At 71.3% G+C, this 22,365-nt stretch carries 20 protein-coding genes; 10 read left to right on the forward strand and 10 right to left on the reverse strand.

Annotated features, from left to right (window positions below):
* Window positions 1-85: 85 nt before the first annotated feature.
* Window positions 86-787 carry a TetR/AcrR family transcriptional regulator gene (locus JKG67_RS07500; RefSeq protein WP_203336680.1) on the forward strand — a complete coding sequence of 234 codons (702 nt, stop codon included), beginning with the start codon at window positions 86-88 and terminating at the stop codon, window positions 785-787.
* On the opposite strand, the gene JKG67_RS07505 is transcribed toward JKG67_RS07500, so the two are convergent.
* The 3 genes from JKG67_RS07505 to JKG67_RS07515 are packed head-to-tail and all read right to left on the reverse strand — an operon-like array spanning window position 754 to window position 4,188.
* Entirely contained in the window at window positions 754-1,947 is a 1,194-nt protein-coding gene (locus JKG67_RS07505; protein ID WP_203336681.1) for an acyl-CoA dehydrogenase family protein, read from the reverse strand. The genes JKG67_RS07500 and JKG67_RS07505 overlap by 34 nt on opposite strands.
* Window positions 1,944-3,098 carry a CaiB/BaiF CoA transferase family protein gene (locus JKG67_RS07510; protein WP_203336682.1) on the reverse strand — a complete coding sequence of 385 codons (1,155 nt, stop codon included), beginning with the start codon at window positions 3,096-3,098 and terminating at the stop codon, window positions 1,944-1,946. Before JKG67_RS07510 ends, JKG67_RS07505 begins: the two co-directional genes overlap by 4 nt.
* Window positions 3,099-3,153: 55 nt before the next feature.
* A complete protein-coding gene (locus JKG67_RS07515; protein ID WP_203336683.1) occupies window positions 3,154-4,188 on the reverse strand; it encodes an agmatine deiminase family protein in 1,035 nt (344 codons plus the stop codon).
* Between the two features lie 174 nt (window positions 4,189-4,362).
* Between JKG67_RS07515 and JKG67_RS07520 the strand changes: the two genes are divergently transcribed.
* The 3 genes from JKG67_RS07520 (at window position 4,363) to ald (ending at window position 8,419) form a co-directional block, all read left to right on the forward strand.
* On the forward strand, window positions 4,363-5,775 hold the full coding sequence (locus JKG67_RS07520; RefSeq protein WP_203336684.1) for an aspartate aminotransferase family protein: 1,413 nt from the start codon (window positions 4,363-4,365) through the stop codon (window positions 5,773-5,775).
* Between the two features lie 25 nt (window positions 5,776-5,800).
* Entirely contained in the window at window positions 5,801-7,228 is a 1,428-nt protein-coding gene (locus tag JKG67_RS07525) for a gamma-aminobutyraldehyde dehydrogenase (RefSeq protein ID WP_203336685.1), read from the forward strand.
* Between the two features lie 72 nt (window positions 7,229-7,300).
* Window positions 7,301-8,419, forward strand: a complete 1,119-nt coding sequence (ald, locus tag JKG67_RS07530; protein WP_203336686.1) for an alanine dehydrogenase — start codon at window positions 7,301-7,303, stop codon at window positions 8,417-8,419.
* Window positions 8,420-8,485: 66 nt separating this feature from the next.
* On the opposite strand, the gene JKG67_RS07535 is transcribed toward ald, so the two are convergent.
* From JKG67_RS07535 to ureA, 3 genes are read right to left on the reverse strand one after another with little or no spacing between them, the layout of a single operon-like run.
* Entirely contained in the window at window positions 8,486-10,156 is a 1,671-nt protein-coding gene (locus tag JKG67_RS07535; RefSeq protein ID WP_203336687.1) for an amidohydrolase, read from the reverse strand.
* A 35-nt stretch (window positions 10,157-10,191) separates the two neighbouring features.
* A complete protein-coding gene (locus tag JKG67_RS07540; RefSeq protein WP_203336688.1) occupies window positions 10,192-11,850 on the reverse strand; it encodes an urease subunit alpha in 1,659 nt (552 codons plus the stop codon).
* Window positions 11,847-12,587 (reverse strand): urease subunit gamma, encoded by a 741-nt coding sequence (ureA, locus tag JKG67_RS07545; protein WP_203336689.1) that lies wholly within the window; start codon window positions 12,585-12,587, stop codon window positions 11,847-11,849. The genes JKG67_RS07540 and ureA overlap by 4 nt, the downstream gene beginning before the upstream one ends.
* 91 nt (window positions 12,588-12,678) lie before the next feature.
* Between ureA and JKG67_RS07550 the strand changes: the two genes are divergently transcribed.
* On the forward strand, window positions 12,679-13,665 hold the full coding sequence (locus JKG67_RS07550; protein WP_203336690.1) for a LacI family DNA-binding transcriptional regulator: 987 nt from the start codon (window positions 12,679-12,681) through the stop codon (window positions 13,663-13,665).
* Between the two features lie 10 nt (window positions 13,666-13,675).
* Here JKG67_RS07550 and JKG67_RS07555 read toward each other — a convergent pair whose 3' ends face one another.
* A complete protein-coding gene (locus tag JKG67_RS07555) occupies window positions 13,676-14,461 on the reverse strand; it encodes a helix-turn-helix domain-containing protein (protein WP_203336691.1) in 786 nt (261 codons plus the stop codon).
* 89 nt (window positions 14,462-14,550) lie between these two features.
* Here JKG67_RS07555 and JKG67_RS07560 point away from each other — a divergent pair, with 89 nt between their 5' ends.
* Window positions 14,551-14,958 (forward strand): hypothetical protein, encoded by a 408-nt coding sequence (locus tag JKG67_RS07560; RefSeq protein ID WP_203336692.1) that lies wholly within the window; start codon window positions 14,551-14,553, stop codon window positions 14,956-14,958.
* A gap of 21 nt (window positions 14,959-14,979) precedes the next feature.
* On the opposite strand, the gene JKG67_RS07565 is transcribed toward JKG67_RS07560, so the two are convergent.
* A complete protein-coding gene (locus JKG67_RS07565; RefSeq protein WP_203336693.1) occupies window positions 14,980-15,762 on the reverse strand; it encodes a TIGR01458 family HAD-type hydrolase in 783 nt (260 codons plus the stop codon).
* A 41-nt stretch (window positions 15,763-15,803) separates the two neighbouring features.
* Complete coding sequence (locus JKG67_RS07570; protein ID WP_203336694.1) at window positions 15,804-17,444, reverse strand: PucR family transcriptional regulator; 1,641 nt, start codon at window positions 17,442-17,444, stop codon at window positions 15,804-15,806.
* Between the two features lie 95 nt (window positions 17,445-17,539).
* On the opposite strand from JKG67_RS07570, the gene JKG67_RS07575 reads away from it, so the two are divergent.
* Genes JKG67_RS07575 through JKG67_RS18855 form a run of 4 tightly spaced genes read left to right on the forward strand, consistent with a single transcriptional unit; the run spans window position 17,540 to window position 20,887 of the window.
* Window positions 17,540-19,054 carry a CoA-acylating methylmalonate-semialdehyde dehydrogenase gene (locus tag JKG67_RS07575; protein ID WP_203336695.1) on the forward strand — a complete coding sequence of 505 codons (1,515 nt, stop codon included), beginning with the start codon at window positions 17,540-17,542 and terminating at the stop codon, window positions 19,052-19,054.
* A gap of 11 nt (window positions 19,055-19,065) precedes the next feature.
* On the forward strand, window positions 19,066-20,397 hold the full coding sequence (locus tag JKG67_RS07580; protein WP_203336696.1) for an aspartate aminotransferase family protein: 1,332 nt from the start codon (window positions 19,066-19,068) through the stop codon (window positions 20,395-20,397).
* Window positions 20,394-20,735: a cupin domain-containing protein gene (locus tag JKG67_RS07585; RefSeq protein WP_203336697.1), complete on the forward strand. Its 342-nt coding sequence runs from the start codon at window positions 20,394-20,396 to the stop codon at window positions 20,733-20,735. Before JKG67_RS07580 ends, JKG67_RS07585 begins: the two co-directional genes overlap by 4 nt.
* A 26-nt stretch (window positions 20,736-20,761) precedes the next feature.
* On the forward strand, window positions 20,762-20,887 hold the full coding sequence (locus JKG67_RS18855; RefSeq protein ID WP_275403311.1) for a hypothetical protein: 126 nt from the start codon (window positions 20,762-20,764) through the stop codon (window positions 20,885-20,887).
* A 19-nt stretch (window positions 20,888-20,906) separates the two neighbouring features.
* On the opposite strand, the gene JKG67_RS07590 is transcribed toward JKG67_RS18855, so the two are convergent.
* Complete coding sequence (locus JKG67_RS07590; protein ID WP_203336698.1) at window positions 20,907-22,331, reverse strand: aminobutyraldehyde dehydrogenase; 1,425 nt, start codon at window positions 22,329-22,331, stop codon at window positions 20,907-20,909.
* Between the last annotated feature and the right edge of the window lie 34 nt (window positions 22,332-22,365).

Raw genomic sequence — 22,365 nt, forward strand, 5'->3', positions numbered from 1 at the left:
GGTTGTCACGTGAAACAGAATTGCAATTCTGCGGAAGGTAGCATGGGGGCGATCACGCCGACAAGAGCCGCCCAGGAGTACGCCGATGACCCCGCCGACGACCCGGCCGATGACCCCGCCGACGACCCAGCCCGCAGCCGTCATCGGCCCCATCTCCGAGGCGCGTCGGGAGATGTATCGGCAGCAGATCCTGGCTGCCGCCGAGGTGGAGTTCGGGCGGGCCGGGTTCGCCGACACCAAGGTGAATGCGATCGCCGGCACCGCGGGGCTCTCGCTGGCCACCGTCTACAAGCACTTCGCCGGCAAGAACGAGATCTGGGACGACCTGCACAGCGAGCGGATGCGGCAACTGCTGGAGGCGGTCGATGCGGCTCCTCGGCAGGGGCTCGCTCCGTTGGAGCGTCTGCTCACCGGCATCGCGGAGGTGGCCCGCTTCCTCACCGACCACGGCCCCTATCTGGAGATGAACCTGTGGGCCGGGGCCGGTTGGGCGCAGCACAGCGGCCGCGCCCAGGGCGTGCAGGGCAGTGTCTGGAACGCCGGCCTGGAGACCATCACCAGCGGCGTCGAGGCCGCACTGGCCGAGGGTGAGGTGGTCGGGATCCGGCCGCGGGTGGCCGCCGGCATGGTCGTCTCGGCGCTCCAGGTGTGGCTGGCCGACTGGGTGGCCACCGGACGAGCCCAGGACCCCGAGGAGATGATCGCCGGGATGGTCGATCGGCTGCGTCGACTGCTGGCCGAGCCGGCCGCCGTTCAGCGGAAGGCGGCCTCCCCGGTCAGGGCCTGACCGAGCACCAGGGTGTGCATCTCCACGGTTCCCTCATAGGTGAGCACCGATTCGAGGTTGTTCATGTGCCGGATGATCGGGTACTCCAACGAGATGCCGTTGGCGCCGAGGATGCTGCGGGCGGTGCGGCAGATCTCCAACGCCTCCCGGACGTTGTTGAGTTTGCCGATGCTCACCTGCGTCGGGCTCAGCACCCCGGCGTCCTTGCGTCGGCCGAGGTGTACGGCGAGCAGGTAGCCCTTCACGTACTCCAACGTCATGTCGGCGAGCTTCTGCTGGGTCAGCTGGAAGCCGCCGATCGGCTTGTCGAACTGGGTGCGTTCGATGGCGTAGCGCCGGGCCGTTTCGATGCTGGACCGGGCCGCCCCCAGGGAGCCCCACACGATGCCGAAGCGGGCCTCGTTGAGGCAGGCCAGTGGCCCCTTGAGGCCGCGCGCCTCCGGCAGCATCGCCGAGGCGGGGAGCCGGACGCCGTCGAGCACCAGCTCTCCGGTGGCGGAGGCACGCAGCGACAGTTTGTGTGTGATCTCGGGGGTGCTGAGGCCGGGAGTGTCGGTGGGGACCAGGAAGCCGCGCACCCCGTCGTCGGTCTGCGCCCAGACGATGGCCACATCCGCGTACGGCGCGTTCGAGATCCACATCTTCTGGCCGTCGATGATCCAGTCGCTGCCGTCCTTGCGGGCCCGGGTCCGCATGCTGCCCGGGTCCGAGCCGGCGTCGGGTTCGGTGAGCCCGAAGCAGCCGATCGCCTCACCGGCGGCCATCGCGGGCAGCCACTGCTGCTTCTGCTCCTCCGACCCCCACCGCCAGATGGCGTACATCGCCAGTGACCCCTGCACCGACACCAGCGATCGCACCCCGGAGTCGCATGCCTCGAGCTCCAGACAGGCCACGCCGTACTCGGTGGCGCTCATCCCGGCGCAGCCGTATCCCTCCAGGTGCATCCCCAGCAGTCCCAGTGACCCGAACTCCCGGGTGAGGTCGCGTACGTCGGGGATCGCGCCGCGCTCGAACCACTCGGCGATGTGCGGCTCGACGCGTGTGTCCAGGAGTTGCCGGACCGAGGCCCTGATGGCCCGCTCGTCGGCGGTGAGCAGGTCGTCGAGTCCGGCCACCTCGGTGACGTCGAGGGTGGTCGGGGTGGGGTGGGACGCGGTCACGGTTGTTCCTCCTTGCTCAGCCAGCGGCGGAGCTCGTCGCTGTGTTCGCCCAGCCGTGGCGGGGCCTGGTAGTCGGTGACGGGGGTGCGGGAGTAGCTGACCGGGTGGCGCACCTGGGCGGGCCGGTCCTCGCCCACGTCGACGAGGGGGTCCAGCCCCAGTGTGCCCGCCAACGCGAACCCGTCTTCGATGCTGCCGAGTTGACCGGCCGGCACGCCCACCTCGGCCAGACGCTCGGCCCAGTGCGCGGCGGTGTCGGTGCCCAGCAGCCGCTCCAGTGCGGGCACCAGGACGGCACGGTTCGTCACCCGCGCCCCGTTGCTGGCGAACCGTGCGTCGTCGGCGAGCGCGGCATCGCCGAGCACCCGCGCCAGCCGTGCGAACTGGGCGTCGTTGCCGCAGGCGACGGCCAGCATCGCGTCGGCGCACCGGAGGAGTTCGTAGGGGGCGATGGAGGGGTGTGCGTTGCCGAGCCGCTCTGGTGGTCGGCCGGTGGCGGCGAACGCGGAGGCCTGGTTGACCAGGGACGCCAACAGGCTGGAGAGCAGGTTGACCTGCACGTGCTGGCCCTCGCCGCTGCTCCCCCGGGCGAGCAGCGCGGCGAGGATCCCGGCCACCGCGTCCTTGGAGGTCAGCACGTCCACGAGCGCCACGCCCACCTTGGTGGGGGTGCCGTCGGGTTCACCGGTGATGCTCATCAGTCCACCCACGGCCTGCACCAGGAAGTCGTACCCGGGCAGGTCCGCGCCGGCACCGCTGCCGAACCCGGTGATCGAGCAGTAGACGAGGCCCGGGTTGTCGGCACGCAACTGCTGGTAGCCGAGCCCGTGGCGCTCCATGGTGCCGGTGCGGAAGTTCTCGACCAGCACGTCGGCCCGGATCGCCAACTCCCGGGCGAGCGCGGCGTCACCGGGGACAGTGAGGTCGAGGGTCACCGACTCCTTGGTGCGGTTGCAGCTCTCGAAGTAGGAGCTGGTGTTGGCCGTCCACGGCGGCCCCCAGGCCCTGGTCTCGTCGCCGCTCCCGGGGCGCTCGACCTTGATCACCCGGGCGCCGAGGTCGGCGAGCGTGGCGGTGGCGAGCGGGCCGGCCAGGACGCGACTGAAGTCGGCCACCAGCATGCCCGAGAGCGGCAGCGCCGAGTTGCTCACATGCCCTCCTGTTCCGGCGGACTCTCCTCGGGTCGAGATGCTGTCACCTCGGCGGTCACTGGGTGGGTAAGGCGGGCTGCTGCTGGGTGATGCAGTGGATCCCGCCGCCGCGCGCGAACAGCGGTCGCGCGTCGATCTGCACGATCTCACGTCCGGGATAGGCGTCCGCGAGGATGGCTCCCGCTTCGGCATCGGCGGGATCGTCGAAGGCACACGCGATCACGACGCCGTTGGCCACGTAGTGGTTGACGTAGCTGTAGTCCACGAATCCCTCGTCGTCGCGCAGCGTCTGTGGCGCCGGCAGCGGCGTCACCTGCAAGGGGTCGCCCGCGGCGTCGCGGGCCCGGCCGAGCACCTCGACCAGTTCGGCGGTGACGACGGCGTCCGGATGTGCCGGGTCACGCTGGTCGTGGACCAGCACCCGGCCGGGTGCGGTGAAGGTGGCCAGCAGGTCGACATGACCCTTGGTGCCGAACCGGTCGCTGTCGCGAGTCAGCCCCCGGCGCAGCCAGATCACCTCACGGGCGCCGATGGTCCGGGCCAACTCCGCCTCGACGTCCTGCTTGGTCCAACCGTGGTTGCGCAGCGGGTCCAACTGCACGGTCTCGGTGACCAGGACGGTACCGGCGCCGTCGGTATGGATACCCCCACCCTCGTTGACCAGCGGAGAGTCGATCGGGACGGCTCCGCTGGCCGCGATCGCGACCCCGGCGGCCAGCGCGTCCTGCTGCCAGGTCGCCCACTCCTGCTGCCCCCAGCCGTTGAACACCCAGTTCACCGCGCCCAGACCCTGCGGGCCGAGCACGAAGGTCGGCCCGATGTCGCGGTACCACGCGTCGTCGAGCGGCTGCTCGTGCTGGACGATCTCGGCGGTGAGGTGTCGCTGGGCCTCGCGGCGCTCGTGCGGCGGCACCAGCAGATGCACGGGTTCGTACTCGGCGACCGCGTTGGCCACCGCAGCCCAGGTACGCCGGGCCTCCTCCGCGTCGGCGGGGGTGTCGCCCAGCGTGTAGCCGGTGGCCGGCCAGGCCATCCAGGTCCGCTCGTGTCGAACCGTCTCGGCCGGCATCGCCCAGGTGTGCTCGCTCATGCTTCTCCTCGTGCCAGGCGGTCGATCGACCAGTGGCGCCGCAAAGTCAGGCTTCCTCTTCCGTCAGAACGTGACGTAGGTTACCATCAATAAACGACGCACGTTCGTTTTCTGTCGAGGGACTCCTCGCCGGACCGGACGCCGGCCCGACGCCGGCCAGAAGGGTTAGCCGCCATGACCATCGCAACCTCGCCCAGCACCGGTGCCGACCGAGCCCCGACGCTCGATCCCGGGCAGAGCTCGGCCACCGCACACGAGCACCTGTGGATGCACTTCACCCGGATGTCGTCCTACGCCGAGAACCCGGTGCCCACCATCGTGCGTGGCGAGGGAGCCCGGATCTTCGACGACCGGGGCAAGAGCTACCTCGACGGACTGGCCGGACTCTTCGTGGTCCAGGCCGGACACGGCCGCGAGGAGCTCGCCGCCGCGGCGTACCAGCAGGCCAAGGAGCTGGCGTTCTTCCCGATCTGGTCCTACGCGCACCCGCCGGCCATCGAACTGGCCGACCGACTCGCCGACTACGCCCCCGGCGACCTGAACAAGATCTTCTTCACCACCGGCGGCGGCGAGGCGGTCGAGACCGCCTGGAAGCTGGCCAAGCAGTACTTCAAGCTCACCGGCAAGCCCTACAAGTACAAGGTGATCAGCCGGGCCATCGCCTACCACGGCACCCCGCAGGGCGCCTTGTCGATCACCGGCCTCCCGGACGCGAAGAAGTACTTCGAGCCGCTGGTGCCCGGCGCGCACAAGGTGCCCAACACCAACTTCTACCGCGCCGCCGAGCACGGCGACGACCCCGAGGCGTTCGGTCGCTGGGCGGCCGACCAGATCGAGCTGGCCATCGAGATGGAGGGCGCCGACACCGTCGCCGCGGTCTTCCTCGAGCCGGTGCAGAACTCCGGCGGCTGCTTCCCTCCCCCGCCGGGCTACTTCCAGCGGGTCCGGGAGATCTGCGACCGGCACGACGTACTGCTGGTCTCCGACGAGGTGATCTGTGCTTTCGGCCGGCTGGGCACGATGTTCGCCTGCGACAAGTTCGACTACGTCCCCGACATCATCACCTGCGCCAAGGGACTCACCAGCGGCTACAGCCCGCTCGGCGCGGCGGTGGTCAGCGACCGGGTCGCCGCCCCGTTCTACAGCGGCGACAACTACTTCCCGCACGGCTACACCTTCGGTGGCCACCCGGTCTCGGCCAAGGTCGCGATGGCCAACCTGGACATCTTCGAGCGCGAAGGCCTCAACCAGCACGTGCTCGACAACGAGGCCGCCTTCCAGGCGACCCTGGAGCGCCTCTCGGACCTGCCGATCGTCGGCGACGTCCGCGGCAACGGCTACTTCCGGGCCATCGAGCTGGTCAAGGACAAGGCCACCAAGGAGACCTTCGACGAGGACGAGTCGGAGCGGCTGCTGCGCGGCTTCCTCTCCACCGCCCTGTTCGACGCCGGCCTCTACTGCCGCGCCGACGACCGCGGCGACCCGGTGATCCAGCTGGCGCCGCCGCTGACCATCGGTCAGCCCGAGTTCGACGAGATCGAGCAGATCCTGCGCGGCGTCCTCACCGAGGCCTGGCGCCGGCTCTGACCCCCACCAACCCCAGGAGAGATCGATGACAAGGGTGCAGAACTTCGTCGACGGAGAGCTCGTCGACGCCGCGGACGGACGGCGTACCGACCTGATCGACCCGACCACCGGTGAGGTGTTCGGCTCCGCGCCGCTGTCGGGAGAGGCCGATGTGGACGCGGCGTACACCGCCGCCGGACGGGCCTTCGAGGGCTGGCGCGACAGCACCCCGGCGGATCGGCAGCGCGCGCTGCTCAAGCTGGCCGACGCGATGGAGTCCCGCGCCGACGAGCTGGTCGCCGCCGAGTCCCAGAACACCGGCAAGCCGCTGGCGCTGACCGCCGAGGAGGAGGTCCCGCCGATGGTGGACCAGCTGCGCTTCTTCGCCGGTGCGGCCCGGCTGCTGGAGGGCCGCAGCGCCGGCGAGTACCTGGCCGGCCACACCTCCTACGTACGCCGTGAGCCGGTCGGCGTGGTCGGCCAGGTGGCGCCGTGGAACTACCCGATGATGATGGCGGTCTGGAAGATCGCGCCCGCCCTGGCCGCCGGCAACACGGTGGTGCTCAAGCCCAGCGACACCACCCCGGTGACCGCCGCGATGATCGCCGAGATGGCCGCGGAGTTCCTGCCTCCGGGCGTGCTCAACGTGGTCTGCGGCGACCGGGACACCGGTCGCGCGATCGTGGCGCACCCGATCCCGGCGATGGTCTCCATCACCGGCTCCACCCGGGCCGGCTTCGACGTCGCCGCCGCCGCGGCCAAGGACCTCAAGCGCACCCACCTCGAGCTGGGCGGCAAGGCGCCGGTGATCGTCTTCGACGACGCCGACGTGGAGGCTGCCGCCGAGGCGATCGCGGTCGCCGGCTACTTCAACGCCGGCCAGGACTGCACCGCAGCCACCCGAGTGCTCGCCGCACCGGGGATGGTCGACGACCTGGCCGCGGCGCTCGCCGAGCAGGCCCACGCCACCCGGACCGGGATGCCCGACGACCCGGACGTGCTCTACGGCCCGCTGAACAACGCCAACCAGCTCGCCCACGTCGGCGGCTTCGTCTCCCGGCTCCCCGACCACGCCAAGGTGCTGGCCGGCGGCGAACGCCAGGGCGAGCGCGGCTACTTCTGGCAGCCGACCGTGGTCAGCGGGCTGCACCAGGACGACGAGATCATCCAGAACGAGGTGTTCGGCCCGGTGATCACCGTGCAGCGGTTCACCGACGAGGACGAGGCGGTCGGCTGGGCCAACGACATCGAGTACGGCCTGGCCTCCTCGGTGTGGACCAAGGACCACGGCCGGGCGATGCGGGTCTCCCGGCGTCTCGACTTCGGCTGCGTGTGGGTCAACACCCACATCCCGCTGGTCGCGGAGATGCCGCACGGCGGCTTCAAGCACTCCGGCCATGGCAAGGACCTGTCCATGTACGGCCTGGAGGACTACACCCGGATCAAGCACGTGATGCACAACCTCGACGGCTGACGTCGTACCCGCGCCCGGCGGTCCCGGGCTCCCCCGAGTCACACAGCGAGCATGCGCAGAAGGAGTAGGTCGATGAAGGTCGGCGTGCCGAAGGAAGTCAAGAACCACGAGTACCGGGTGGCGATCACCCCTGCCGGAGTGCACGAACTGGTGTTGCACGGCCACGACGTGGTGGTCGAGGCCGGGGCCGGACTCGGCTCCTCGATCACCGACGAGGAGTACCTCGCCGCCGGCGCCAAGGTGCTGCCGACCGCCGACGAGGTGTGGGCCACCGGCGAGATGATCCTCAAGGTCAAGGAGCCGATCGCCGAGGAGTACCACCGGATGCGTGAGGGGCAGGTGCTGTTCACCTACCTGCACCTGGCGGCCGACAAGCCGCTGACCGAGGAGCTGATGAAGCGCAAGGTCACCTCGATCGCCTACGAGACCGTGCAGACCCCCAACGGGGCGCTGCCGCTGCTGGCGCCGATGAGCGAGGTGGCCGGCCGGCTCGCCCCGCAGGCTGGCGCCCATCACCTGATGCGCGCCCAGGGGGGCCGCGGTGTCCTGCTCGGTGGAGTGTCGGGGGTGTACGCAGCCAAGGTGGTCGTGATCGGCGGCGGCGTGGCCGGCATGAACGCGGCCGCGATCGCGCTCGGGATGGAGGCCGAGGTGCTGCTGCTGGACCGCAACATCGACGTGCTGCGGGCCGCGGACCGGATCTACCAGGGCCACGTGCAGACGGTGGCCTCGAACGCGTATGAGATCGAGCGCGCGGTGATCGACGCCGACCTGGTGATCGGTGCGGTGCTGGTCGCCGGCGCCAAGGCGCCGACGTTGATCTCCAACGAGCTGGTCTCCCGGATGAAGCCCGGCTCGGTGCTGGTCGACATCTCCATCGACCAGGGCGGCTGCTTCGAGGACTCCAGGCCCACGACCCACGCCGACCCCACCTACCCGGTGCACGGCTCGGTCTTCTACTGCGTGGCGAACATGCCCGGCGCGGTGCCGCACACCTCGACGTACGCGCTGACCAATGTCACCATCCCGTACGCCGTGGCGCTGGCCGACAAGGGCTGGGCGCAGGCCTGTCGGGACGACCACCCGCTCGCCCTCGGACTGAACACCCACGACGGTGCCCTCACCAACGCCCCCGTCGGTGAGGCGCACGGGATCGCCGCGGTCAGCCTGGAGGCGGTGCTCGCCGGCTGAGTCGGGCTGCAGCGGGGCCGCCGGGGTGCTGATTCTGGCTGGCGGCCCCGGAGCCGCCGAGCCGCGTCAGGACTGGTGGACGATGCGGCCGGCGGCCATGGTGAGCCGGACCGCCGCATCAGCGGGCAGCACGGCGTCGTCGCCGAACAGGTCGTGGTCGAGGACGGCCAGGTCGGCGCGGGCACCGACCCGCAGCTCGCCGGCCTCGTCGTCGTGGTTGACGTACGCCGACCCGGCGGTGAAGGCGCGCAGGGCCACCTCCAGGGGCAGTGCCTGCTCGATCAGGAAGGGCTCCGATTCCCGTGCTCCGGGGTCGGCACGACGGACCGCGACCTCGATCTGGGCGAGTGGGTCGGCGGTGCTGACCGCCCAGTCACTGCCCATCGCCAGTCGGGCGCCGTGCCGGTGCAGCGCCCCGAACGGGAACTGCAGCCGGGACCGCTCCTCCCCCAGGAACGGCACCGTCAACTCGGTCATCTGGGCGTCGGCCTGGGCCCAGTAGGCCTGCAGGTTGGCGACGACGCCCAACTCGGCGAACCTCGGCAGGTCGGATGGCTGCACCAGCTGCAGGTGCGCAATGTGGTGCCGGTGGTCCGAAGCGCCGTTGACGGCGCGGGCCCGAGCGACGGCGTCCAGGGCGTGCCGGGCGGCCCGGTCCCCGATCGCGTGCATGTGCACCTGGAAGCCACGCGCATCCAGTGCGGTGACCGCCTCGGCGAGGGTCTCGGCGTCGACGAAGTCGAGTCCGGCGTTGTCGGTGTGGCCGCCGCAGCCGTCGCAGTAGGGCTCCAGCAGCGCGCCGGTGTAGTTCTCCATCACCCCGTCGGTCATGATCTTGACCGTGGTGGGGTGGAACGACCCGGCCGCGCCGTTGGCTCGTTGCTCCTCGAACTCGCCGATCTGCTCCACTCCGCGGTGCCGGTCCCACCACAGCGCGCCGACCACTCGGGCGGTGAGTCCGCCGGACTCGGCCAGGCTGCGGTAGGCGGCCAGCGTCGCCGGGGTCACCCACGCGTCCTGCCAGCCGGTGATGCCGAGGGAGTGCAGGTGCCGTTGGGCGGTGAGGATCGCGGCCTCCCAGTCGGCCTGGGTGGGCAGCGGCAGCAGCCGCTCGTTGAACGAGTACGCCGCTCCCTCGTGCAGGGTGCCGGTGGGTTCGCCGGTGACCGGGTCTCGTTCGATCCGTCCGTCGCCGGGGTCGGGGGTGTGCTTGTCGATGCCGGCGATCTCCAGGGCGCGGGAGTTGACCCAGGCACCGTGCACGTCACGGTTGAACACGAACACCGGCCGGTCGGGCACGATCGCGTCGAGGTCCTCCTTGCGCGGGGTGCCGCCGGGGAAATGCTCCATCGCCCAGCCGCCGCCGACGATCCACTCGGTGTCGGGATGCGCGGCGGCGTACGCAGCGACCCGCGCCTGGTAGGCGGGCAGTCCCTCGTCGTCGTTGAGCCAGACCCTCAGCAGGTTGTGGCCGGCGAACGGGGCGTGCACGTGCGCGTCGATGAAGCCGGGGACCACCAGGCCACCGGCCGCATCGAGCACCTCGGTGGCCGGCCCGGTCACCGAGGACACCGCCTTGGACCCGAGCGCGACGATCCGGCCGCCGCGGACCGCGATCGCGTCGCTGTGGCCGGGGTCTTCGGTGAAGACCCGGCCACCGCGGATCACCCAGTCGGCGGGCGCGCCGCTGGGCGGGCGTGGGTCGGAGGCGTGGCCGTCGAGGCGAGCGGTGGACACGATGCGGGGCCTTTCGCGCGGTTCAGGGGCAGGATTCAGAGGAAATAGCGGCGGGTCAGACTGACCCGCTCTGCCGGGGCACTGCTGAGGGGTTCGCCGTCCATCGACACCGACGCGGACTCGGGGTGGACGACGACGTCGGCGACCCGGTCGTTGCGCACCATGTCGGCCAGCCCGATGCCTCGGGTGTCCCGCACGGCGACCCGGAGTCGGCGGGTCGGCAGGTCGTCGTTGCCGGTGGCGGCTGCGGCGGCGCTGACGTAGGCGACCGAGATCTCGGCCGGGGCCGCGCCGTGACCGCCGTACTGAGGGCCGATCACCAACGGTTGGGCGCGTTCGATGGCGGCGTTGGGGTCGCCGGTGACGCCCCAGGCCGGGAAGCCGGACTTGAGCACCAGGTCGGGGGTGGCGCCGAAGTGCCGCGGGTCCCACAGCACCAGGTCGGCGCGCTTGCCGACCTCGACGGAGCCGACGTCGTGGGCAAGCCCGTGCGTGATCGCGGGGTTGATCGTCAGTTTGGCCAGGTAGCGCAGCACCCGGGCGTTGTCGTGCCGCTCGTGCTCGGCGCCGCGTTCGACCTTCATCTTCCCGGCCATCGCGAAGGTACGCCGCACCGTCTCTCCGGCCCGGCCCATCCCTTGGGCGTCGGAGGAGGTGATCGGGATGACCCCGAGGTCGTGCAGCACGTCCTCGGCGGCCATGGTGGCGGGCCGGATCCGCTCAGAGGCCCGGATCATCGCCGCGGCTCCGTCGCCGGTGTGGCCGTGCACGTCGAGGATCATCGCCAGGTGTTCGGCGGCCGCGTCCCGGCCGAACGGCAGGGTCGGGTTGGTGGAGGAGCCGATCACGTTCGGTACGCCGGCCAGTTGCAGGACGTCGGGCACGTGTCCGCCGCCGCAGCCCTCGACGTGGAAGGCGTGCGCGGTGCGTCCGTCCAGCACTGCCAGGGTGTCGGAGACGTGCAGCGACTCGTTGAGACCGTCCGAGTGCAGGGCGACCTGGACGTCGTACTCCTCGGCCACGGTCAGCGCGGTGTCCAGGGCCCGGGCGTGCGCGCCGAGGTCCTCGTGGACCTTGAAGCCGCAGGCGGCGCCCTCGACCAGGGCCTCCTCCAACGCCGACGCCCGGGACGCGGACCCGCGGGCCAGGAACCCGACGTTGATCGGCCAGGCGTCGAAGGCGGCGAAGGCACGCTCCAGCGCCCAGGGCGAGTTGACCCCGACCCCCCAGACCGGCCCGAACTCCTGGCCGATGATGGTGGTCACCCCGCTGGCCAGGCAGGCCTCCATGACCCGCGGGCTCATCACATGCACGTGCGGGTCGATCACGCCCGCGGTGAGGATCAGACCCTCGCCGGGAATGATGCTGGTGCCGGTGCCGACCACCACGTCGACGTCGTCGAGCGTGTCGGGGTTGCCGGCCCGGCCGATGCCGCTGATCCGGCCGGCCCGGATCCCGACCGAGGCGGTGCGGATCCCCAGGATCGGGTCGATGACCAGGGCGTTGGAGATCACGATGTCGCAGGTCTCGCTGGCCGGGGCGGCGCGCAGGTGCATACCGTCGCGGGCGCTCTGCCCGAAGCCGACCACGAACTCCTCGCCGGGCAGCGAGGCGTCGTGCTCGACCTCGACCACCAGGCCGGTGTCACCCAGCACCAGGCGGTCGCCGACGGTGGGTCCGTAGCGGGCGCTCATGACTGGGCCGCCTCGGTGTCGAGGTAGCCGCGTTCGTGGGCCCGTTGCAGCGCGGCCTGCTTGGCGCCGGGCGCATCGAGGGGGCCGTCGACGAGGCCGGAGAAGCCGATCGCGATCCGGGCGCCGCCGATCGGCACCAGGTTGACCTCGCGGGTCTCCCCCGGCGCCCAGCGGACCATGCCGCCGACGCCGATCGCCAGCCTGCGTCCGTAGCCGGCGGCGCGGTCGAAGGCGAGCCGCCGGTTGACCTCGAAGAAGTGGAAGTGGGAGGTGACGCTGATCGGCACCGGGCCGGTGTTGGTGACCCTGACGGCGACGGTGTCGCGGTGATCGGGTCGTGGTGGTGTGGCGGCCGGCAGCAGGGTGCCCGGCGGCAGACTGGCGGCCTCGGTGGAGGTCATCGCGGTCAGGGTGCCGGCGTCGTGGGGCTCGGCGGGGCCGAAGGGGTCGCTGACCACCACCAGTCGGGTGCCGTCATCGAAGACCGCCTCCACGGCGACGTCGCCGACGAGTTCGGGCACGCCGTCGAGGGCCTGGGCACGGGTGAGTACGCCGCGCCCTGCGGCCACTGCCTCGGCGTGCCGGCCGCCGTCGCGGGCCACCTCGCAGACGGTGTCGGCGATCAGCGCCTCGGCCTCGGGGGCGTTGAGCAGCAGGCCGCGGGCCAGGCGACGGCGGGCCAGTTCGGCTGCGGAGAAGATCAGCAGCCGGTCCCGCTCGGACGGCGTCAGTCGCATGGCGTGCTCCTCGGATGGATTGTGACGTGGATCATGGAATCACGTGCAGAAACGTTCCTGCAAGGCCTTCTGAGCGGTAAGTTGTGGACCCATGCCGACCAATCGCGGGCCACGACGCGCCACCATCAGGGATGTGGCCCGGGAGGCGGGCGTCTCCACCACCACCGTCTCCGACGCGTTGGCCGGTCGCGGCCGGCTCACCGAGGCCACGAGGCAGCGGGTCCGCGCCGCCGCCGACGCGGTCGGCTACGTGGCCAGCGCCGCGGCCCGCAACCTGCGCCTGGGCCGCTCCGGCAGCCTGGGGCTCTACCTGCCCGACCGCACCGTCGGCTTCGAGTACTACACGCACCTGGCCCGCGGGGCCGCCGAGGAGGCGCTGGGACACGGGTACGCGCTGACCCTGATCCCGGCCTGGCACGACGCGCAGCAACTCGCTGCCCTGCACCTGGACGGGCTGATCGTCTCCGACCCGGACGTGAACGACCCGGTGCTACAGATCCTGCGCAGCCTGCCGATCCCGATGGTCACCTGCGAGCAGGACCTGCATCCTGACGCGGCCCCGGTCGGGGTGGTGCATTCGGACCACGCCGCCGCGATGACCGAGTTGCTGGCGCACCTGCGCGCCGCGGGCGCGCACCGGATCGACGTACTCGCCCCGGAGCAGACCAACTTCTTCGGCGCCGAGATCCGCCGGGCCTGCCGAACCGACCCCGAGGTCCGGGTCATCGACGTGCCGTTGGCCTATGAGATGTCCCAGATCCGCACCGCCGTCGATGTCTCCCTCGGGGGTTCGCCTGACGCCCTGGTGGTGGTCCCCGACGGTGCCGCCCTCGGCGCGCTCCAGCATCTGCAGCGTCGCGGGGTCAGCGTGCCTGAGGACCTGCCGCTGGCCTCCTACGTCGACGGCCCGTCGCTGGCAGCCTGTGCACCGTCGATCACCGCGGTCGACATCGATCCCCGCAGTGCCGGGGCGGCAGCGGTGCAGAGCCTGGTCGGGGTGGTCCGCGACGGTGCCGAGTACGCCGACCCGGTGCAGGTGTCGGCCCGGCTGGTGGTCCGGGAGTCGACCCAGAGGTAGCCAGTTGACCTCATCCGTCGCCGCGGAGGATCCGGGCGGTGGCCTCGTCGGCTGGCAGGAACGCCTCGATGCTCAGTTCGGCCAGCGCAATGTCGACGGCGGTGCCGAAGGTGGTCACGGTGGAGATGAAGCAGAGCTCCCCCGCGTCAGAACGCACCCGCAACGGAACGGCGACGCGACCTTCGGGCGGCGGGTGTTCCTCCCCGCCGGGGTAGCCGCGCAGCTCCCGCACCAGGGCTGCGATCTCCTCGTCGCCGGTGATCGCCGCCTCCCTCGCCAGCCGGTCGATCAGGTGGCCGCGCCACTCGGCGAGGTTGACGATCCGCGGGCTCATCCCGTGTGGGTGCAGGCTCAGCCGCAGCACGTTGACCGGAGGCTCCAACAGTTCCGGAGCGACCCCCTCGATCAGCGGAGCCACCGCGGCGTTGGCGTGGAGCATGTGCCAGCCCCGGTCGATCACCAGTGCCGGGTAGGGCTCGTAGCCGGCGAGGATCTGCTCCAGCGCGCCACGCACCGGTGCCATCTCCTCGTCCGCCAGCGATCGCTCGCGATAGGCCGGTGCATAGCCTGCGGCGAGCAGCAGGGTGTTCCGCTCGCGCAGGGGTACGTCGTAGTGCTCGGCGAGCCGCAACACCATCACCCGGCTCGGTTTGGAGCGGCCGGTCTCGACGTAGCTCAGGTGGCGGGTGGAGATCCCGGTGTCGGCGGAGACGTCGAGCTGGCTGCGTCGGCGTCGGCTGCGCCACTCACGCAGCAGTGGCCCGACCCGGTCCTCGGCTTGGAGTGTGCTGGTCACGGACCTCAGTCTGCCGTCACCATCGAATCGAAGACCATGACCTCAGACGTCATCGACACCATGACGCCGCCGGGGCCACGCTGTCGGCCATGAACACGACACACACCACACACCAGTCCACCTCCACCACCAGCCCGTCATGGCTCCGTCCGGCCGTCGTGATCGACGCCGGGGTCTCCGGCGTCAACGGGCTGGTCTACCTCGTTGCCGCGTCGATGCTCTCCGATCTGCTGGGGCCCTCGGCGACCCTGATCCAGATCCTCGGGGTCGTTCTCGTCGGCTGGGCGGTCGCCTTGGCCGCGGTCGCCACCCGTGACCCGCTGCCGCGCGTCGTCATCCGGGAGATCGGCTACCTCAACCTGGTCTGGGTCGCCGGCTCCGTGGCGGCCGCCGCCGGGCTCCTCAGCCTGACCGGGATCGGCCTGGCCTGGTGCCTGCTGCAGGCGGCGACGGTGACCGTCTTCGCCGCTGCGCAGATCCTGGGCACCCGTCGTTGACCCGTGGCCTGCCTGGTGGCGTCAGGTCCACCAGGCAGGCAGGTCAGCGATCGAGTCCAGGACCGCGTCCGGACGCTCCTCGCGGAACAGGTCGCCAGGGGAGAACTTCCCGGTGCGCACCAGCACACCTCGCAGCCCAGACCGCTGCGCTCCGGCCACATCCACCCGGACATCGTCGCCGACCATCGCCGTCTCGGCGGCTTCCACACCGAGTGCCTCGAGTGCGGCGCTGAAGAACGACCGGTCGGGCTTGCCGAGCACGACGGCCTCGGTGTCGGCGGCGTACTCCAACGCCCGCACGAACGCTCCGGCGTCCAGCCGCAAGCCGTCCTCGGCACGCCAGTAGCGGGTCATCCCCAGAGCCAACAGCGGCGGCGCCTGGTCGTTCATCAGCAGTCGCAGCGCCTGGTTCAAGGTCGCGTAGTTCCACTGCTCAGCCAGATCGCCGATCACCACGGCACCGACGCCGTCGGGGGTGTCGGCGTGGGAAGGCGCCACCGGATCCAGGTCGGCGAACTCGGCCATCGTCGCTTCCGGCACGAATGTGGCCGGCCGCTCGAGGCCCCGCTGCCGCAGCCAGGCCACCGCAGCCACCGCAGGGGTGAGGATCTCCTCCTCCGTGACGTCAATGCCTAGGCCGGTCAGCTTGGCCACGATCGCGGATCGCGGCCTGGAGCTGGTGTTGGTGACGAACCGGTGCGCGATGCCCTGATCGTTCAGCCACGCAGCCGTCTCGACGGCACCGGGCACCACCCGGTCTCCTACGTAGAAGACTCCGTCGAGATCGAGCAGTACGCCGCGCACACCTCCATCATGCGTGCCGGGCGAGGGACCAGCAACGGACCTCAGCGCGCAGTACGACGCACCCGGTTGCTGTGATCGTGGGCCAGCATCGCCACGCCCAGCGACAGCACTGACGCCGGGTCGTCCAGGCTCACCCCGAGCAGCCGCTCCAACCGGTCCAGCCGGGCATAGACCGCGGACCGGCTGCGGTGCGCGCGCTGGGCGAGCCGGGACTTGTTGCCGCCGACGGCCAGGTAGTCCCGCAGCAGGTCGATGAGCCCGTCGCCGTGTGTGCCCTCGTGTTCGAGCAGTGGCGCCAACTCTGCCTCGGTGAAGGCCTGCACCCGCGGGTCGTCGTGCAGCAGCGCGATCAGCCCGTGCAACCGGACGTCGGTGACCCGGCGCACCCGCTCCGGGCCGGGCATCGCGACGGCGACCTCGGCGACGTGCTGGGCGGCCGCCAGCCCGGCGCCGGCGGCCAGCAGGGTCGGGGCCGGGGTGCCGACACCGAGCAGGTGATCCTCGGGGAGGGCGTCGGCCAGGGACTGCAGCAGCCGGTCCTCGACGTCCCGGCCACCGGCACGGCCACCGGCACGGCCACTGTCCCGGCCACTGGGCCTGACAGTGGCCGCGGGGACCGCGACCAGCACCCCCACCTGACCCGCGCGCAACTGCCCCACCAACGATCGTGAGGCCAGGCCGCGGGCGGCGGCCGCAACCCGCTCGGGAAGGCTCCGCGGATCGACCCCGTCGCTGTCGCGCCGCTGCACGACCACCGGCAGGTAGCGCGCGGCCACGGGGAGCCCCAACGCGCTGGCGCGGGCCGACGCGTCGGCCTCGGTGGGCACGGCCCGGGTGAGCAGCTCCACCAGCAACCCGGCCTGGGCCTGCAGTTCCAGGCCGTAGCGGTCCCGCTCGGCCATCCGGTGCAGTTCCAGGGCCTGCGCGGCGCGCTCCAGGACCATCGCCAGCCGGTCCTGCGCGGCGCGGGGGTCGGGCACCACCAGCCGCCCCCAGGCGTGCGGACCGATGCCCACCGACGCGGCCATCCACCCCTCGTCCCCCACCAGTCCGACCTCGGTGAGGTACGGCGTCCGCCGGGACCGCTGCTCCCAGTCGGCGAGCAGCCCGGCAGCAGGACGGCCCCGGGCCCGGTAGGCCAGCACCGTCCGGGACAGGTCCTCCAGCACCACCGAGGAGTCGCACAGCTCGGCGGCGGTGTCCACGATCTCCTGGACGCCTGCCTCGGCCAGGCTCAGCCGGGTGAACGCCTCGTGGGTGGATCGGGCGAAGTCGACGAAGGCGAACTGTTCGGCCACGATCGCCCGGTGCGCCAGCTCGGTGATCTCCACGAACCGGACCTGGTCGCGCAACGCCACCACCGGCAGTCCGTGGGCCTCCGCGCGGTCCAGCACTGCGGCCGGGATGGCCGGCAGCGCCGCGCCCAGCTCCACCACCAGACCGCAGACCCCGGCCTCGACCAACCCATCCACATAGCGACGGACCTGGGCGCCCGAACCGGTCAGCGGATGGCCCACGGTGAGGATCAGCTCCCCACCGGAGAGCAGCCCGGGAACCTCGGCCACCTCGCTCACGTGCACCCACCGGATCGGACGGTCCAGGTGATCGCCACCGGTCATCACCAGCGGGCGCCCCCGGCGGACCGGGTCGCTGGCGAGCAGGTCGCGCAGAGTCAGGGCCATGCTCCGAGCCTAGCCGACACTTTGTCGTCAGATCGTCCGAGAGCCATACATTCTGTCGCTGGCCGTCGAGTAGGGGGAGCCGCCACAGTGGAGGCATGTCGCAGACCTCCCCCGCCCTCATCACCCACTGGGCCGCTGGCACGGCGTACGCCGGCCGCAGTGGCCGCACCGCCGATGTCACCAACCCGGCCACCGGTGCCGTCACCGGCCGGGTGGCGCTGGCCGACACCAGCGACGCCGAGCATGTGATCGGTGCGGCCCGCGCGGCCGCCACCGCCTGGGCCAACACCTCGCTGGCCCGGCGTACCCAGATCGTCTTCGCGTTCCGGCACCTGCTCGACGCCCGCAAGGAGGAGCTCGCGGCGATCATCACCGCCGAGCACGGCAAGGTCCTCGACGACGCCCTCGGCGAGGTCTCCCGCGGGCTCGAGGTGGTCGACTTCGCCTGCGGCATCCCGCACCTGCTCAAGGGCGGCTACTCCGAGGACGTCTCCACCGGCGTCGACGTGCACTCCAAGCGGCAGCCGCTGGGCGTGGTCGGCATCATCAGCCCGTTCAACTTCCCGGCGATGGTGCCGATGTGGTTCTTCCCGATCGCCATCGCCGCCGGCAACACCGTCGTCCTCAAGCCGAGCGAGAAGGACCCCACCGCGGCGCTGTGGATGGCGCGGTTGTGGCGGGAGGCCGGCCTGCCCGACGGTGTCTTCAACGTGCTCCAGGGCGACAAGGTCGCCGTCGACGCGCTGATCGACTCCCCCGATGTGAAGGCGATCTCCTTCGTCGGCTCCACCCCGATCGCCCGCTACGTCTACGAGCGCGGCAGCCAGGGCGGCAAGCGGGTGCAGGCGCTGGGCGGCGCCAAGAACCACATGGTGGTGCTGCCCGACGCCGACCTCGACCACGCCGCCGACCAGGCGGTGAGCGCCGGCTTCGGCTCCGCCGGGGAGCGGTGCATGGCGATCAGTGCGCTGGTCACCGTCGGCCCGATCGCCGACGACCTGGTCGCCAAGATCGCCGACCGGACCCGCACCCTGCGCACCGGTGACGGCACCCGCGGCACCGACATGGGGCCGCTGGTCACCCGCGAGCATCGGGACAAGGTGGCCGGCTACGTCGCCGCCGGCGAGGCCGCCGGAGCGAAGGTGGTGGTGGACGGCCGCGAGGTGCGCCCCGACGGCGCCGCCGACGGCTTCTGGCTGGGCCCCACCCTGCTCGACCAGGTCACTCCGGAGATGAGCGTCTACACCGACGAGATCTTCGGGCCGGTGCTCTCGGTGCTTCGGGTGGACTCCTACGACGAGGCCGTGGCCCTGGTCAATGCCAACCCGTACGGCAACGGGGTGGCGATCTTCACCGCCAGCGGCGGCGCGGCCCGCAAGTTCGAGCACGACGTGGAGGTCGGCATGATCGGCGTCAACGTGCCGATCCCGGTGCCGATGGCCTACTACTCCTTCGGCGGCTGGAAGAACTCACTCTTCGGCGACAGCCATGCGCACGGCACCGAGGGCGTGCACTTCTTCACCCGCGGCAAGGTGGTCACCTCCCGCTGGGGCGACCCGGCCACCCGACCCACCAGCGGCCTCGAGCTCGCCTTCCCCAAGAACCACTGAGGAGCCAACAGATGCACGACGACGCACGCCGGACCTGGGAGCTGGACCGGGCGCATGTCTTCCACTCCTGGTCGGCGCAGGCGACCCTGGACCCGATGGTGATCACCCGGGCCGAGGGCAGTCACGTGTACGACGGGGAGGGGCGCCGCTATCTGGACTGCTCCTCGCAACTGGTCTACACCAACATCGGCCACCAGCACCCGAAGGTGGTCGCGGCGATCCAGGAGCAGGCGGGCCTGCTGTGCACCATCGCACCGCAGCACGCCAACGCGGCCCGGTCGGAGGCGGCCCGGCTGATCGCCGATTTGGCACCCGACGGCTTGGAGCACGTCTTCTTCACCAACGGCGGGGCCGAGGCGATCGAGCATGCGGTGCGGATGGCCAGGCTGCACACCGGGCGGATCAAGGTGCTCTCGCAGTACCGCTCCTACCACGGCGGCACCCAGACCGCGATCAACCTGACCGGTGACCCGCGTCGCTGGCCCAGCGACCACGGGTCGGCCGGCGCGGTGAAGTTCTTCGGGCCGTTCCTCTACCGTTCCGAGTTCGACGCGACCACCGAGGCCGAGGAGTGCGAGCGGGCGCTGCGGCATCTGCGTCGTACCGTCGAGCTGGAGGGGCCGGGCACGATCGCCGCGATCGTGCTGGAGACGGTGCCCGGCACCGCCGGGATCATGCCCTACCCGGACGGCTACCTGGCCGGGGTGCGGGAGCTGTGCGACGAGCACGGGATCGTGTTCGTGCTCGACGAGGTGATGGCCGGCTTCGGCCGGACCGGGGCCTGGCTGGCGCTGGACCACTACGGCGTCACTCCGGACCTGATCACCTTCGCCAAGGGGGTCACCTCCGGCTATGTGCCACTGGGCGGGGTGATCATCTCCGGGGCGATCTATGACACCTTCGCCGAGCGTCCCTACCCGGGCGGTCTTACCTACTCCGGGCATCCGCTGGCCGCGGCGGCCGCGGTGGCCACCATCGAGGTGATGCGCGAGGAGCGGATCATCGAGCAGGCGGCGACGCTGGGCGCCGAGGTGTTCGGCCCGGGCCTGGCCGCACTGGCCGAGCGGCACCCGTGTGTGGGTGACGTGCGGGGCCTGGGCGCGTTCTGGGCCGTCGAACTGGTCCGGGACCGGGTCACCAAGGAGCCGTTGGCTCCCTACGGCGGCTCCAGCCCGGAGATGAACGAGATCCTGGCCGCGTTGAAGGCCGGCGGGGTGCTGCCGTTCGCGAACTTCAACCGGATCCATCTGGTGCCGCCGTGCAACACCTCCGCCGAGGACGCCCGAGAGGCCCTGGACGTGCTGGACACCGCGCTCAAGCTCGGCGACGTGCACGTCCGATGAGCACCACCAGCGACCGGGGGGTCGACGTGCACCGGCTGCCGCTGCAGCCCCTCCCTCTGGACCCCGACGACGTCCTCGCCGGCGCCCCGCAGGCGGCGGCCGCGGTGGTCGGCGACCTGGCCGGCGTCGAGGTCGGCGTGTGGTCACTCACCGAGGGCACGGTCCGCGATGTGGAGGCCGACGAGTACTTCCTGGTCCTCGCGGGCGAGGCGACGGTGACCTTCGCCGACGGCGAACGGCTCGACCTGACGCCGGGTCGTCTGGTCCGGCTTCATGCCGGTGAGCGGACCACCTGGGAGGTCCGGTCACCGCTACGGAAGGTGTACCTGACGACCTGACGCTGCGTCATGTGTGAGGCAGCGGCGTGCCCGCCACCACCCTGATGCGGGAGTGGATCGAGGCGCGGGTGACCGGGGGTCCGACTGACCTTGTCGTCGCCGTGACCGACCTGGAGCAGTTCATCTCAGCCCGCGCGCACCGCGCATCGTGAGTGGGCGGGGCAGGTCACCTCAGCCCAGCGCGCTCATCACGTGCTTGATCCGGGTGTAGTCCTCCAGCCCGTAGCCGGACAGGTCCTTGCCGTAGCCGGAGATCCCGAACCCGCCGTGCGGCATCTCGGAGACGAACGGGATGTGCGTGTTCACCCAGACACAGCCGAAGTCCAGATCCATCGTCATCCGCAGGGTTCTCTGGTGGTCACTGGTCCACACGCTCGCGGCCAGCCCGAACGGCACCCCGTTGGCCATCGCCAGCGCCTCGTCGTCGTCGGTGAAGGTCTGCACGGTGATCACCGGCCCGAAGATCTCCTGCTGCACCACGTCGTCATCCTGGCGGACCCCGGTGATCACCGTGGGCGCGTAGTAGTAGCCACACTCCCCCACCTGGTGACCGCCGGTGGCCACCTTCGCGTGCGGCGGCAACCCTTCGACGTACCCGCTCACCTTGGCGAAGTGGCTGGCGTTGTTGAGCGGTCCGTACGCCGACTCCTCATCGTCGGCGGGCCCGGGCCGGTGCGCTTCGGCGTGCCGCACCAGCGCGGCCAGGAACTCCTCGTACACCGACTCGTGGACGATCGCCCGACACGCGGCGGTGCAGTCCTGGCCGGCGTTGAAGTACGCGGCCCCGGCGATCCCCTCGGCGGCCGCCTGCACGTCGGCGTCGGCGAAGACCACCGCCGGCGCCTTGCCGCCCAGCTCCAGATGCGCCCGCTTCAGCTGCTGCGCGGCCGAGGTGGCCACCGCGATCCCGGCGCGCACCGATCCGGTGATCGCGACCAGTGCGGGGGTGGGGTGCTCGACCAGCAGTCGCCCCGTCTCGGCGTCACCGTTGACCACGTTCAGCACCCCGGCCGGCAGCACCTGCTGCGCCAGCTCGGCGAGCCGCACCGTGGATCGGGGGGTGGTGTCGCTGGGCTTGAGCACGATGGTGTTGCCGGCCGCCAGCGCGGGCGCGATCTTCCACACCGCCATCGCGAACGGATAGTTCCACGGGGTCACCTGGGCGACCACGCCGATCGGCTCGCGGCGGATGCTGGAGGTGTGCCCGGCCAGGTACTCCCCGGTGGCGCGGCCCTCGAGCATCCGGGCGGCGCCGGCGAAGAAGCGGAGCTGGTCGATGCCCTGGTCGACCTCCTCGGTGGCGATGTGGTCCTTGATCTGGCCGGTGTCGCGCGACTGCAGCTCCACCAGTTCGTCGCGGTGGGCGCCCACCAGGTCGGCCAGCGCCAGCAGTGCCGCCTGCCGCTCGCCGGGGGTGGTCCGCCGCCAGGTCGTGAAGGCCCGTTCGGCGGCAGCGCAGGCGCGGTCCACCTCCTCAGCGGTGGACTTCGGCGAGCGTCCGTCCGGCTCCCCGGTGGTCGGGTCGACCAGCTCGATGAACTCGGTCGCCGCGGACTCCTCGACCCGGCCGTCGATCACGTTGCGGATGGTCTCCATGGGTGGTGCTCCTTGGTGGTGGGTACGACGTGGG

Source organism: Nocardioides limicola, from assembly GCF_016827675.1.
Lineage (GTDB): Bacteria > Actinomycetota > Actinomycetes > Propionibacteriales > Nocardioidaceae > Nocardioides > Nocardioides limicola.

Bases quoted from the DNA above. Each gene is read 5' to 3' on its own strand.
- JKG67_RS07500 (WP_203336680.1), top strand. From the start codon at position 86: ATGACCCCGCCGACGACCCGGCCGATGACCCCGCCGACGACCCAGCCC.
- JKG67_RS07515 (WP_203336683.1), bottom strand. From the start codon at position 4,188: ATGAGCGAGCACACCTGGGCGATGCCGGCCGAGACGGTTCGACACGAG.
- JKG67_RS07520 (WP_203336684.1), top strand. From the start codon at position 4,363: ATGACCATCGCAACCTCGCCCAGCACCGGTGCCGACCGAGCCCCGACG.
- JKG67_RS07525 (WP_203336685.1), top strand. From the start codon at position 5,801: ATGACAAGGGTGCAGAACTTCGTCGACGGAGAGCTCGTCGACGCCGCG.
- ald (WP_203336686.1), top strand. From the start codon at position 7,301: ATGAAGGTCGGCGTGCCGAAGGAAGTCAAGAACCACGAGTACCGGGTG.
- JKG67_RS07540 (WP_203336688.1), bottom strand. From the start codon at position 11,850: ATGAGCGCCCGCTACGGACCCACCGTCGGCGACCGCCTGGTGCTGGGT.
- ureA (WP_203336689.1), bottom strand. From the start codon at position 12,587: ATGCGACTGACGCCGTCCGAGCGGGACCGGCTGCTGATCTTCTCCGCA.
- JKG67_RS07550 (WP_203336690.1), top strand. From the start codon at position 12,679: ATGCCGACCAATCGCGGGCCACGACGCGCCACCATCAGGGATGTGGCC.
- JKG67_RS07560 (WP_203336692.1), top strand. From the start codon at position 14,551: ATGAACACGACACACACCACACACCAGTCCACCTCCACCACCAGCCCG.
- JKG67_RS07570 (WP_203336694.1), bottom strand. From the start codon at position 17,444: ATGGCCCTGACTCTGCGCGACCTGCTCGCCAGCGACCCGGTCCGCCGG.
- JKG67_RS07575 (WP_203336695.1), top strand. From the start codon at position 17,540: ATGTCGCAGACCTCCCCCGCCCTCATCACCCACTGGGCCGCTGGCACG.
- JKG67_RS07580 (WP_203336696.1), top strand. From the start codon at position 19,066: ATGCACGACGACGCACGCCGGACCTGGGAGCTGGACCGGGCGCATGTC.
- JKG67_RS07585 (WP_203336697.1), top strand. From the start codon at position 20,394: ATGAGCACCACCAGCGACCGGGGGGTCGACGTGCACCGGCTGCCGCTG.
- JKG67_RS07590 (WP_203336698.1), bottom strand. From the start codon at position 22,331: ATGGAGACCATCCGCAACGTGATCGACGGCCGGGTCGAGGAGTCCGCG.